At 54.3% G+C, this 12552-nt stretch carries 11 protein-coding genes; 3 read left to right on the top strand and 8 right to left on the bottom strand.

All coding sequences use genetic code 11. The features are described 5' to 3' along the window. Nucleotides 1-89: 89 nt before the first annotated feature. Nucleotides 90-1319 (top strand): amino acid permease, encoded by a 1230-nt coding sequence (locus HVZ52_RS04255; RefSeq protein ID WP_029139645.1) that lies wholly within the window; start codon nt 90-92, stop codon nt 1317-1319. A 53-nt stretch (nt 1320-1372) separates the two neighbouring features. Here the strand turns inward: HVZ52_RS04255 and rcnR are convergent, their stop codons facing one another. After that, complete coding sequence (gene rcnR / locus HVZ52_RS04250; RefSeq protein ID WP_016154292.1) at nt 1373-1645, bottom strand: Ni(II)/Co(II)-binding transcriptional repressor RcnR; 273 nt, start codon at nt 1643-1645, stop codon at nt 1373-1375. A 120-nt stretch (nt 1646-1765) separates the two neighbouring features. Here rcnR and HVZ52_RS04245 point away from each other — a divergent pair, with 120 nt between their 5' ends. Next, nucleotides 1766-2653, top strand: coding sequence for a nickel/cobalt efflux protein RcnA (locus HVZ52_RS04245; protein WP_181598905.1), 888 nt, complete (start codon nt 1766-1768; stop codon nt 2651-2653). Nucleotides 2654-2698: 45 nt separating this feature from the next. On the opposite strand, the gene HVZ52_RS04240 is transcribed toward HVZ52_RS04245, so the two are convergent. From HVZ52_RS04240 to HVZ52_RS04210, 7 genes are all read right to left on the bottom strand, one after another. Next, nucleotides 2699-4081 carry an amidohydrolase family protein gene (locus tag HVZ52_RS04240; protein WP_181598904.1) on the bottom strand — a complete coding sequence of 461 codons (1383 nt, stop codon included), beginning with the start codon at nt 4079-4081 and terminating at the stop codon, nt 2699-2701. Between the two features lie 12 nt (nt 4082-4093). Then, nucleotides 4094-5044 (bottom strand): carbamate kinase family protein, encoded by a 951-nt coding sequence (locus tag HVZ52_RS04235; protein WP_181598903.1) that lies wholly within the window; start codon nt 5042-5044, stop codon nt 4094-4096. Nucleotides 5045-5070: 26 nt separating this feature from the next. Further along, nucleotides 5071-6621 (bottom strand): hypothetical protein, encoded by a 1551-nt coding sequence (locus tag HVZ52_RS04230; protein ID WP_016154296.1) that lies wholly within the window; start codon nt 6619-6621, stop codon nt 5071-5073. 117 nt (nt 6622-6738) lie between these two features. Then, a complete protein-coding gene (locus tag HVZ52_RS04225; RefSeq protein ID WP_016154297.1) occupies nt 6739-8157 on the bottom strand; it encodes a DUF1116 domain-containing protein in 1419 nt (472 codons plus the stop codon). Continuing rightward, on the bottom strand, nt 8157-9704 hold the full coding sequence (gene fdrA, locus HVZ52_RS04220; protein ID WP_016157393.1) for an acyl-CoA synthetase FdrA: 1548 nt from the start codon (nt 9702-9704) through the stop codon (nt 8157-8159). Before fdrA ends, HVZ52_RS04225 begins: the two co-directional genes overlap by 1 nt. Further along, nucleotides 9682-10470, bottom strand: a complete 789-nt coding sequence (locus HVZ52_RS04215; RefSeq protein WP_101700193.1) for a DUF2877 domain-containing protein — start codon at nt 10468-10470, stop codon at nt 9682-9684. Before HVZ52_RS04215 ends, fdrA begins: the two co-directional genes overlap by 23 nt. Before the next feature lie 126 nt (nt 10471-10596). After that, entirely contained in the window at nt 10597-11202 is a 606-nt protein-coding gene (locus HVZ52_RS04210) for an ankyrin repeat domain-containing protein (protein WP_181598902.1), read from the bottom strand. Between the two features lie 391 nt (nt 11203-11593). Here HVZ52_RS04210 and HVZ52_RS04205 point away from each other — a divergent pair, with 391 nt between their 5' ends. After that, nucleotides 11594-12523 (top strand): LysR substrate-binding domain-containing protein, encoded by a 930-nt coding sequence (locus HVZ52_RS04205; RefSeq protein ID WP_016154301.1) that lies wholly within the window; start codon nt 11594-11596, stop codon nt 12521-12523. The last annotated feature ends 29 nt before the right edge of the window (nt 12524-12552 follow it).

Raw genomic sequence — 12552 nt, 5'->3', positions numbered from 1 at the left:
CGCCCGCTTGTTGACACCTCCCCCAGCCCCTGCCATTTGTGGTAAATTGCGCTTCTTTTTGTTTATTTTATAGTTGATACGTTCAAATAATGTCGAAATTTTGGTCAAAAGAAGAGACTCTCTGGAGCTTCGCACTATATGGGACTGCCGTCGGCGCAGGAACCCTCTTCCTCCCCATACAGCTGGGTTCTGCAGGCGCGGTGGTACTGTTTATCACCGCACTCGTCGCCTGGCCTTTAACCTACTGGCCGCACAAGGCGCTGTGCCAGTTTATCCTGTCCTCAAAAACCTCGGCAGGTGAAGGGATCACTGGTGCAGTTACGCACTACTACGGCAAAAAGATAGGCAGCCTGATCACGACCCTCTATTTTATTGCCTTCTTTGTGGTGGTGCTGATCTACGCCGTGGCGATAACCAATTCACTCACCGAACAACTGGCAAAACATATCGCCATCGATCTGCGTGTTCGCATGCTGGTCAGTCTTGGCGTGGTGCTGGTGCTGAACCTGATTTTTCTGATGGGCCGACAAGCAACCATTCGGGTAATGGGCTTTCTGGTGTTCCCGCTCATCGCGTACTTTTTGTTCCTTTCGCTCTACCTGACCGGAAGCTGGCAGCCAACGCTACTCACCGGCCAGATGTCTTTCGATCAGCACACGCTTCATCAGGTTTGGATATCTATTCCCGTGATGGTTTTCGCTTTTAGCCATACGCCAATTATCTCGACGTTCGCCATCGACCGACGTGAGAAATATGGCGAGCAGGCCATGGGTAAATGCAAAAAAATCATGAAGGTAGCCTACGTCATCATCTGCCTGAGCGTGCTGTTTTTCGTCTTCAGCTGTTTGCTTTCGATTCCGACAAACTATATCGAGGACGCGAAAAATGAAGGCGTGACCATTCTGTCAGCGCTATCGATGATGCCAAACGCACCAGCATGGCTGTCGATTTCTGGGATCATTGTCGCCGTCGTGGCGATGTCAAAATCGTTCCTCGGCACCTACTTTGGCGTGATTGAAGGGGCAACCGAGGTGGTAAAAACATCGTTGCATCAGGTGGGAGTGAAGAAAAGCCGGGCCTTTAACCGCGCCCTGTCCATTATGCTGGTTTCGACCATTACGTTTATCATTTGCTGCATTAACCCTAATGCAATTTCAATGATTTACGCGATTAGCGGGCCGCTGATTGCCATGATTCTGTTTATCATGCCGACATTATCTACCTATCTGATCCCGGCGCTAAAGCCGTACCGTTCAGTGGGTAATCTGATCACCCTGATTGTCGGTCTGCTGTGCGTATCTGTGATGTTTTTTGGCTAGAACGTGTTTTTAACGGCTCATTCATCTGTATGTGGATGAGCCGTTAAACTGACTTATTTGATGTACGAATCGAGTACCTTCAAAACCACATCCAAATCTTCTTCGCGCTTAATTTCATCGCCCTGATGCACAATGTGCTCGGTCAGATGACCTTTAATCACCTCGCGCATTAACCCGTTTACCGCACCGCGGATCGCCGCTATTTGCTGCAATACCGCCGCGCATTCATGCGGTTCATCCAGCATGGTTTTCAACGCCGCTACCTGCCCCTGAATCTTACTGGCTCGGGCTTTCAGCTTTTGTTTGTCGCGGATCGTATGTGACATAGCAATACCTTTTCAACGTCTGGCTGTAGCGACAATACCATCGTCATTCTACTGGGGGGTAGTATTTAATACTGGGGGGGAGTAGAATCTGGCAAAATTAAACAACTAAGAATCATTCTCATGGGTGAGTTTTCTACGCTTCTTCAGCAAGGCAACGCCTGGTTTTTCATTCCCAGCGCGATTCTATTAGGAGTGTTACACGGTCTGGAACCGGGGCATTCCAAGACGATGATGGCGGCCTTTATTATTGCCATTAAGGGGACCATCAAACAGGCGGTGATGCTGGGGCTGGCGGCAACGCTGTCGCATACCGCAGTGGTATGGCTGATTGCGCTCGGTGGGATGTATATCAGCAAAGCGTTAACTGCCCAGGCCGTTGAGCCGTGGCTGCAGTTTGTCTCGGCGATTATTATTCTCGGAACCGCATTCTGGATGTTCTGGCGAACCTGGCAGGGAGAACAGAACTGGCTGACCCAGACGCATCATGACCACGATCATGAGCATCACCATGATCATGATGACCATCACCACCATCATAACCACGGTGAAGCTCACCATCATCATCACGAACATGACCACGATCATAACCATGCTGCGTTAGCAGGGCTGAGCGAGGGTTCGAAAGAGTATCTGGACGCGCACGAGCGGGCACATGCTACCGATATTCAGCGCCGCTTTGCAGGCAAAGAGGTCACCAACGGCCAAATATTATTGTTTGGTCTGACCGGCGGGTTGATCCCCTGCCCTGCCGCCATTACGGTACTGCTGATTTGCATCCAGCTCAAAGCCTTCACGCTGGGTGCCACCATGGTGCTGTGCTTCAGCCTCGGGCTGGCGCTAACGCTGGTAACGGTTGGCGTGGGAGCGGCAATCAGCGTGCAGCAGGCGGCCAAACGCTGGAACGGATTTAACACACTGGCACGCAAAGCCCCCTATTTTTCCAGCGCGCTCATCGCGATGGTCGGCTTATATATGGGGATTCACGGCTATATGGGGATCGTCGGTTAACGAGCAGAGAGCGCAGCAGCGATTGCCGCTGCGCATCAAACCAGGCTAGCTTGCGACGTTCCCCCACACCAGTTGGCCTTTATGGAAGGTCGCGGTGCGTGGGGAGATTCGCGCGACCGCTTCCGCTGAGCAGGAGGCATCCACCAGTACAAAGCTGGCTTCATCCTGCGCCTTCGGCCAGACGCGCTCACCTTTATAGTTAAGCGGCAGCACATCGCCGGTGGCGAGGAACAGCGCTCGCGACAGGTTGAGTTCATTGGGACGAATATACAGCTGCGCGTACAGATTAGCCTTCTCCAGCATGTCTCCAAGCCCGTACGGCGACCAATGGTCAATCACACTGTCGGTCCCGGTAATCACTTCCACGCCTTTGTCACGCAACTGCTTGAGCGGCATATGCAAGGTACCGATCGGCACCGTCGAGGCAATGGTAATCTGCTGCGCCGCCATGCGGCTCGCCAGCGCATCCACCTGCTGTTCGTTCAGCGTTGCCAGCGCAAATGCGTGGCTGATGGTCAGTTTGCCCTTCAACTGCGGCGTTTTCTCCACCGTTTCCACCATGTAATTCACCGCCGCAACGCCCGCCGGGCTGGTTTCATGCAGATGGATATCCACGCCTTTATCGTAATCCAGCGCAATCTGGAACATGGTGTCGAGGGATTTTTCCATCGCCCCGTCCACGCTGGTTGGGTCCAGACCGCCGACGTAATGCGCCCCCGCCTGCATTGCTTCACGCATCAACGGTTCAGACTTCGATAACAGCAGGCCATGCTGCGGAAACGCCACGATTTCACAGGCAAAACCCGGCTGGCGACGCGCCAGCACCGCCTGCAGATTTTCCAGGTTTTTCAGCCCGGAAACCGGTTCGATATTGCAGTGGCTGCGGGCGATCGAGGTGCCTTTTGATTGCAGCAGATCGATGAGCTTTTCCGCGCGCTCCTGCGTGTAAGGCTGGAGTTCAGGCAGCAGCTTTTGCTCAAGGCGGATCATATCCTGAATGGTGGTGCCAGCCGGGCGATTCAGCGAACGCCAGGGACCGCCGTAAAAGGTTTTATCCAGATGGATGTGCATGTCGCGCATGGCGGGCAGCATCAGCTTTCCACCCGCATCGTAGTGCGGCAGCGTCGCATCCGGATGCTGCTTATTCTCACGCAGGGCAACAATTTTCCCGTCCTGAATTTCAACGGTTTGCAGCGCGGTACGGGTATGCACCACCACCGAGTTTTCGTAATCAAACCCCGCTTCCAGCAGGACGTTATCCAGGTAATAGTGCTTATCGTTAATCGTCATTGTGCTCTTCGCCCCGCAGGTGTTCCCGACAGGATTAGCAGCATACGCGACCGGAGCCACTGCGCCAAACAGCGCGGCAGCGGTCACCATTTTTCCGCTCTGACTTAAAAATTCACGGCGGCTGTTACTTTCCTTCATTCACATTTCCTCTCAGGAATAGACAATATGGGTGCCCGTTTCGCCGCGCAGTGCGGCCGGCAGGCATTCCGGCGTGGTGATGATCACTCGCTTACCGCCACGCGCCAGGAATGCCAGACTGGCAACGATTTTGGGTAACATGCTCCCCGGCGGGAAATGTCCCTCCTGCATGTAACGGGTCATCGTTGCGACATCCACCTTATCCAGCGCCTGCTGGTTGGGTTTGCCAAAATGAATACAGACCTGCTCGACGCCGGTGGTGATCACCAGAATGTCAGCGTGGATCTCCTGCGCCAGCAGAGCCGTGGAGAGATCTTTATCAATCACCGCATCCACGCTCTGATAATCCCCCTGATCGCTACGCACCACCGGGATCCCACCGCCACCCGCGCCAATCACCACAAAGCCTTGCTGGGTCAGCGTTTTGATTGCCTCCGCCTCGACAATACGCTTCGGTTCCGGAGAGGCGACGACCCGGCGGTAGCCGCGTCCCGAATCTTCAACAAAGCGCCAGCCCGGATTGACCCGCTGCAGTTCATCGCGCTGCGCTTCGCTAAAGAACGCGCCGATAGGCTTGGTCGGGTTAGCGAAGCCCGGATCGTTTTTGTCGACCTCCACCTGCGTGACCACCGTAACCGCCTTCTGATCACCGCGCCGCGCCAGGCGGTTGTTCAGCGCCTGTTGGATCAGATAGCCGATCCCGCCCTGCGTATCGGCGACGCAGTTTGCCAGCGGGGTGAGCGGCAACCCTTCACGCTCATGCGCGATTTCCGCACGCCGTAGATCCAGCCCCACCTGCGGCCCGTTTCCGTGCGTCAGCACAATGTTGTAGTCCGATGCCAACATCTCCAGCACCGTGTCCGCCACCGCTTTCACCGCTTCAGCCTGGTGCTCAATCGACTGGCTGGCGTTATCTTTGATAATGCTGTTGCCGCCAATGGCAACGACCACAAGTTCTTTCATAGTGTTATCTTCCGCTTACAGGCGATTCAGGTCGTTTTCGTCGGTTCCTGCTCAGGCGCAGTCACCGCTTCACGGCTATCAAGAACATGCTTGAGGACAAACATGCCGCTCATCATCAGGTAGGCCACAACAAACATCATCGAACTGCCTTCTGCAAAGCCAACCGCCGGAGAGTGGATCACACCAAACAGCGATAACAGCGCGCCAAAAGCTGCGGCAATCGCCCCACGCAGCGGCTTATTCATAATGGCGAAGATAGCGACGCAGCCCCACAGCATACTGGCCAGCGGCGCGCCGCTTCCCAGATGCACCAGCCCATCGTAATAGACACCTTTGCTGTGCAGCAGGTCGCTGCCCAGTTTCCCCGCGGATGTTCCGGCGGCGCCCATCACGCTGTTGACGATGGTCAACGCCCAGTTAGCGATCCACGGGAACAAGCAGATAAAGATAACGGGAACCTCGACTTTGGGCGTCTCTCGCACCACCTGGTTGGCGGTCACCACGCCGATAAACACCAGAATCGGCACTATCGCAGTCATCGGAATAATCGCGAGCATAAACGCCCCCAGCCCAAACAGCGGTACCAGGAACATGGTGATGCCTGAAGCGAGGGTATAACCGATGCTGGCCCCCATCGCTTTCCAGCCCGCATGCCCAACATATACGGTCACCGGGAATGGGTTGCCCAGCATGCAGCCGAGCATGGAGGCAAAACCGTTCGCCATCATGACCTTACGGGTGTTGTACTCATCACCCGCCGCATGCGCACTTTCAATATTCTCAAGGTCAAAAATGTAGTTCGCCAGACCCAGAGGAACCGCAGAAGCCAGGTACGGCAGCGCGTGCGGCAAACCCTGCAGGAAGCTGTCGACATGGATTTCCGGCGGGTTGAAGCCAAAGGAAGACATCGAAGATTTAATGGCTTCCGGGCTTTGCAAACCGGAGATCCACGCCAACGCTGTACCGGCAATCAGCAGCAGCAAACCGGTGGGGATGCGGGCAAAAATCGGCTTCTTACCGAACCAGTTAATGAAGATCAACAACAAGACGATGAAAGAGACGGTCGGCGCTTCAAATGCCTGCAGCATCGGGTTCATCGCCAGCAGCAACAGTCCCAGACCGGACAGACAAGAAAGTAATACCGTACGCGGGATCATCTTGCGGATGGTCTCGCCCAGGAAGGAGCCGCCGACCAGGATCAACGCTTCTACAAAGCACCACACCAGGGCTATCTGGATAGCAAAGTTGGCATCTTTGGTTTGCTGATATACCGGCATTAGCACCAGGAAGGTCACGGTAAAAATTGACGGTGCGCTCGGCCCGGACGGCAGCGCCGTCACGTCTTTACGCCCGGTGTGCTTTGCCATCTGCAGGCCAAACCAGGCGTAGCAGACGCTGGCCACCAGCACCGCCAGACCAAAGGCAGGCGCAATGCGACCATAGACAATTTCGGTAGGGATCCCGACGACAAAAATGAGCAGCCCCATCATTGTCAGCAGGTTAGTCAGGTTGTTGGTCATCAGCCCAAAGTAAGCAGCCCAGTCACCACGTTTCCATTCTAGTTTTATGCTGTTCATGGAATATCCTTAACAGGTTAAGCATCGTTTGCGATCCCGGGGATCGCCCAGCCCTGCAGGTAAGCAACGTTTTTCGCTTCGCTACTGTGGGGCCAACTGCGTTAGCCCCGATTGTTGTTATTGGCAGTAGCGGTCGCGCCAGTTGAGGATCGCCTTTTCAAAACAGGCGAACGGCGGATGGACTATTCCGGCGCCGATCATGCCGATCCCCGCATCTTTGTGCGCAATTGCGGTGTTAATCACCGGCAGAATGCCGGTGCTACCCACGCGCGTAATGTCGATAGCGGTCGGTACGCCCATAAAACCAAGTAACGGAATGGTAACGTTGGGGTTTTCGCCGAGAGTGATTTCACGCATCTGGCGAGAGAAATCGACCGCCTCTTCAACCGTACCGCCCACCAGCGCCACGATGGCCGGTGCCGTTGCCATGGCAAAACCGCCGATGCCGTAGGTTTCGGTAATTGCGCTATCACCGATATCACGTCCGGAATCTTCGGGCTTATAGCCCGCAAACATCGGGCCAATCACCTGCTGCGCCGGACCGGTAAACCACTGACCCGGTAAGCCGCTGATGCGCAGACCGAATTCAACGCCGTTACGCGCCATCGTCGTAACTACGGTGCTGTATTCGATCCCGTGTGCGGCGTCCATTGCGGCTTTACACATCGCCATCCAGGTCGGTCCGGAGAAGTAATCGCTGCTGAGGACGAACTCGAATACCTCACGCTGCTGCTCAACCGGATAGCCGGTCTGAATAATCCACGGCGTCAGTGCCTGTATCAGTAGCGCCGTCCCGGCGTTATTGCGGTTATGACACTCATCGCCCATGTGCAGCGCCTGCGCCAGCATCAGGCGCAGATCGATTTCGCCCGCCAGCTTCATGGCGTCGCGCAGCATCGGTCCCATCACATCGCGCATCCAGTTCAGGCGATCGATAACGCTCTGATCGTTCGCGCCCATGCGCAGGATCTTCGCCATCTGCTCGCTCATATTGGTATATGCGCGGTTGCCGTAGGTTTTGTTCTCGACGATGTGCATAAACATCGACGCCGACGTCACACCCGCCATCGAACCGACACAGTCATGCTCGTGGCACGGTGAGAAGATGATTTCACCCGAGGCGGCCAGGTCGGCGGCTTCATCCAGATCTTTCGCCAGCCCTTCAAACACCAAAGCCCCGGTGACCGCGCCCTTCATTGCGCCGCACATTTTTTCCCAGCAGATTGGCGGTCCGGCGTGCAGGATGGTGTTGCGGGTCATGCCCGGCACGACGTTGATCGCCTGGTCATAGCCAATCAGCACCGGATGCGACTGGATAATGCGTTCCAGCGCCTGCTGGTTAGCGGCAGCGATTTTGTCAGCCAGCGGCGAATCGGCAATTTCGTCCAGTGCGGCCACGACCTGCATGTTGCCCTGGCCCGGCGGTGTCCAGTCGAGCTGGGTCACGGGAACATTCTGCTTTTTCAGGTCATCGCTGAACATCGCGATGCCGACGTTAATCACGTTCAGCGGCTGGTTAAACAGTGTCTGGCTCATCAGGCTTCCTCCCCTTTACAGATAAATTCACGCGCCAGCAATCCGGTATTGGTGCTACTGCTCGCCCAGATCACGCCTGCATCGGTCAGCATCTGGCACTGTTTTTCCAGCGACGGCGTATCGAGATCGGTTCCCAGCACGTAGCCGAGGATCTCAAGCGGACGCCCCTCTGCGGCGGCGATCGCTTTGGCTTCGACGATCGCCTCGATCATCACGCCAACCGGATCTTCATGTGATCCATATCCAAGAACGAAGTCCATAACGATCACGCCGACTTCAGGATCGCGTGCTTCCTGCAACAGACGACTAATGCGGTTGGTTGGATCGATCATCGGATGCGGTTTACCGTTGGTAAAATCGTCATCTCCGAAATCAAGGAAGGTATGTCCCACGCTGCGGTTGAGATCTGTCAGGCGAAAAGCCGGATCCGGATGAATGTTGCTGTAAACTTCCGCATGTTTTTCCATGGCAGCAAACATCGCCTCATCGCACAGCGTGCCGCCGCAGAATAAGCCGCGAATGTACTTTTGCTGCGGGGTCAGGCGGGCGCGGACCTCTTCAATCAGCGGCCAGTTGAGCGGATGCAGATCGAGGCTCTCTTTTTTCACGCCAGTCAGCAGTACCGCTTTCAGCGCCGCCTCTTTAGTGCCGCGTGCAAACAGCAGGCCGTTTTCATCCGCAGGCGCGGCTTCACGTCCGAGGAAACACACCACGACGGGCTTATGGCAGGCGCGCGCACGTTCCAGCACCTTGCGCGCCACTGTTGGCGCAGGAGGTTTGGAGATAAGCGCGATGATCTCGGTTTGCGGATCGGCCTCCAGCATACCAATCGCGTCAAGCATCATCAGGCCGCCAATCTTTTCGCTCAGATCGCGTCCACCGGTGCCAATCAGTTGGGAAATCCCGCCGCCAAACTCGTGAATGCGTACGCTCAGCTCCTGGCTACCGGTACCGGAGGCACCAACAATTCCGATGTTGCCGCGACGCACCGCATTGCCAAAACACAGCGCCGCGCCGTTAATAATGGCGGTTCCGCAATCGGGACCCATCATCAGCAGCCCTTTTTCATGCGCCAGTTGCTTGAGCGCCAGTTCGTCTTCAAGAGAGACGTTGTCAGAGAACAGCATCACGTTGAGGTTATTTTGCAGCGCCTGACGCGCTTCACGCGCGGCAAACAGACCATTGACCGAGATCACCGCCAGGTTGCTGTCAGGAACATGCTTCTTCGCACTGGCGAGCGTGGCATAGCGCGCTTCATGCTGCCCCCCCTGCTCTTTATGCGTAAACAAGTCTTCAATCGCCACCAGCGTCTGATCGTTCGCCGCCTCGCTGGCACCTTTAATGACAATCATCAGGTCGCCACTTTTCGCCTCTTCAAGTTCAGGCGTGAGCAGACCGAGATTCTTCAGTACGCCCTTATTCATTTCTGTCGCCATAGCCACGAACGCCTGCTCAACGCCATCGAGCTTATTTGCGCGTGTGGAGATAGACATCAGTGAGACAGAATCAAAATACGTGTTCTTTTTAACAACTATCCTGATCGACATAATTCCCTCCGGACCTGTGGCTCAGGGCGCAGGCATCCGCCATGCCATACAGCATGTCGCAGCCAGAACTTGAGCCGATATTTTTAATGTCAGTAATATATTGCGTAGAAACGGGTTGTTGCTCAGTAATAATATGGTTCAGCAGCCGTCCGACGCTTTCCCGATAACGTTGATGAAAGGCTTCCTCTAGCGTTATTTTGCTGAGTAGCGTGGTATTATTTCCGGCACGTTGTAAGGCTGCTAAAAAATCATCACGATATTTCCCCAACGGATGTCCCGGAATAAATAAAATAGTGCTTAAGCCCACTAAATAATCATCAGATGAAGGTGTCAGACCAATCCCCAGACCAATTAAATGGCTGACCGCTGTAGAGATATTTTCTCCTGTATGCAACGCCGCCAGTAATGTTTGCCGGCGATTAAGTAATTGGCGGGTGATTTCCAGATAAAACGGGTTATCCCCCTGGTACAGAAATAATGTGTCAGCGCTTCTTAGCTGTTGGCGGATAACCTCTTCCCAGCGCAGCCAGCGGATTGCAGCAAGGCTTATTGCATCAGGCCTCCACTGTGGTATGCGCCACGGCAGACAACCGGAAGTTTCTATCCATTTATCGTTGCCAACGGCTATCCCCGATTCGGTAAAACTGACTCTCTCACCGGGGTGAAACAGCTCTTCACAATGCGTCAGCGCCAGCCGACAGCTGTTAGGCGCGTTATCACAACCTTCACTCAGTAACGTCAGCAACCGCTGCTGTTCAGGTATCAACAGGTTTACCGCGCGGGAAAAAACCTGTTCAACCCGTCCCGTTCCCCGGAAAGCGAGAAACGCGCCGTCTGCGGTTAGCGCCCGTACGCATCGCCGTGATGGCGTGGCGATAGTGGCGATCCTCTGTCAGGCTCCGGCCGCAATCAGCAGCTCGGCAATTTCGTGGTATCCTTTCTCCCGCGCCAGCTCCAGCGGGGTTTTACCGTATTTATCCGTCATGTGCGGGTTTGCGCCATACTCGAGCAGCAGCTTGACGATTTCCTGCTGTTTCGCGCCGCCGTCATTAAGCACGATGGCTTCCAGTAACGGCGTCCAGCCGACAAAGTTGGTATGATTAACATTGATATCGGTACGCAGCAGCAGTTCGCGCACGATCTCTACATGACCTTTTTCGCTGGCTGGCGTAATACCGACGCCGCCAAAACGGCTCAGGCAATTAAGATCGGGATTGGCCGGTAATACGGTACGCAGCAGCGTTAAATCGTTAGTCAGACAGCTAATCAGGAATGGATTAAAACAGGTTTGATCCTGTTTATTAATATCGGCACCGGCAGAAATCAATAAAGAAACACAGTCATAATGTTTATTCAGGCTGGCAATAATTATGGCAGTGCACCCCTGGCGGTTAGTGGCATTAATATCCACATTTTTTGCCAGGCAGGATTTTAATCCATCGGCATCACCCTGCTCTGCCGCCAGCAGAAATTCAGTAATGAGTTCTTTCTCTGACATAATCGCTCTCCTGCAGTTTTTTAGACTTTTTAAATATCCGATAAGCTGAGAATAGCAACAGAGTGCAGAGAATAATATCCGCTTAAATTTCATTCATCGTAAGCGTGTCGATTATTGAATCAAATTTAACAATGAGAACAAAACGTGCTGTAGTGCAATCTTTTCCTTATGACAGAGCCGCTTTTAGCCATTAATCAGTTGTCAGGAAAATCAGGCGTGATGCTACACGGATAGCGGCCTGCAATTAATATACAGAAGTGTGATTGCCTTCAAATCAATTGTAAAACTAGTGTTAAATTCTGTTCAAAACTGATTGCTCTGCATAAGGATTACAAATACATTCAACAATCATCGCGTCGCGGATGTGCGTTTGTCGCCGGAGGGGAGGAAGATGAATTCAATTTTTACCGAGGAAAACCTGCTGGCATTTACGATGGCAGCCCGCTACAGCAGCTTCAGCAAGGCGGCTGAGGAACTTGGCTTAACCACATCAGCAATTAGTTACACCATTAAGCGCATGGAGCTGGGGCTCGACGTGGTGCTGTTTACTCGCAGTACCCGCAGCATTGAGCTGACTGAGTCCGGACGCTATCTGTTTCGCAAGGCGACCGACCTGCTCAACGATTTCCACGCCATCAAGCGCAGTATTGATACCATTGCTCAGGGCATTGAAGCCCGGGTACGCATCTGTATTAATCAACTGTTGTATACCCCTCAACATACGGCACGACTGCTGCAGGTACTCAAGAAACAGTTTCCAACCTGCCAGATAACCGTCACCACCGAGGTGTATAACGGCGTCTGGGATTCGATCATTAACAACCTCGCCAACATCGCTATCGGCGCGCCGGATACGTTACTGGACGGCGGGGGGATTGATTACACCGAGATCGGCGCGATCCGTTGGTCGTTTGCGATTGCCCCGGATCATCCGCTGGCTTTTATGCCTGAACCGATTTCTGAGAGCCAGCTGCGCCTGTACCCGAACATCATGGTGGAAGACACCGCGCACACCATCAACAAGAAGGTTGGCTGGCTGTTACACGGACAGGAGTCGATTCTGGTTCCTGATTTTAATACCAAATGCCAGTGCCAGATCCTGGGTGAGGGCATCGGTTTTCTGCCGGACTATATGGTGCGCGAGGCGATGGAAAAGTCGTTGCTGGTCACGCGGCAGATCCACAACCCGCGTCAGGATTCACGGATGCTGCTGGCGACCCAGCATTCGGCCACCGGTCGTGTAACCCAGTGGATTAAAAAAGAGTTTGGCCCACAAGGGGTATTGACGGGAATTTATCAGGATTTGCTGCATCGGGAGTGATGCGCCGGACTGCGGTCATGCCTTCCGGC

It is taken from the genome of Citrobacter sp. RHB36-C18 (assembly GCF_013814485.1).
Taxonomy (GTDB): domain Bacteria; phylum Pseudomonadota; class Gammaproteobacteria; order Enterobacterales; family Enterobacteriaceae; genus Citrobacter; species Citrobacter braakii.
Note: the sequence above shows the minus strand (reverse complement) of the source record. Positions and strands in the feature narration are given on the sequence as shown.

What these genes read in the sequence shown, in the direction of transcription:
- HVZ52_RS04245 (WP_181598905.1), top strand. Translation starts at nt 1,766, where the DNA reads ATGGGTGAGTTTTCTACGCTTCTTCAGCAAGGCAACGCCTGGTTTTTC.
- HVZ52_RS04235 (WP_181598903.1), bottom strand. Translation starts at nt 5,044, where the DNA reads ATGAAAGAACTTGTGGTCGTTGCCATTGGCGGCAACAGCATTATCAAA.
- rcnR (WP_016154292.1), bottom strand. Translation starts at nt 1,645, where the DNA reads ATGTCACATACGATCCGCGACAAACAAAAGCTGAAAGCCCGAGCCAGT.
- HVZ52_RS04205 (WP_016154301.1), top strand. Translation starts at nt 11,594, where the DNA reads ATGAATTCAATTTTTACCGAGGAAAACCTGCTGGCATTTACGATGGCA.
- HVZ52_RS04240 (WP_181598904.1), bottom strand. Translation starts at nt 4,081, where the DNA reads ATGAAGGAAAGTAACAGCCGCCGTGAATTTTTAAGTCAGAGCGGAAAA.
- fdrA (WP_016157393.1), bottom strand. Translation starts at nt 9,704, where the DNA reads ATGTCGATCAGGATAGTTGTTAAAAAGAACACGTATTTTGATTCTGTC.
- HVZ52_RS04225 (WP_016154297.1), bottom strand. Translation starts at nt 8,157, where the DNA reads ATGAGCCAGACACTGTTTAACCAGCCGCTGAACGTGATTAACGTCGGC.
- HVZ52_RS04210 (WP_181598902.1), bottom strand. Translation starts at nt 11,202, where the DNA reads ATGTCAGAGAAAGAACTCATTACTGAATTTCTGCTGGCGGCAGAGCAG.
- HVZ52_RS04255 (WP_029139645.1), top strand. Translation starts at nt 90, where the DNA reads ATGTCGAAATTTTGGTCAAAAGAAGAGACTCTCTGGAGCTTCGCACTA.
- HVZ52_RS04230 (WP_016154296.1), bottom strand. Translation starts at nt 6,621, where the DNA reads ATGAACAGCATAAAACTAGAATGGAAACGTGGTGACTGGGCTGCTTAC.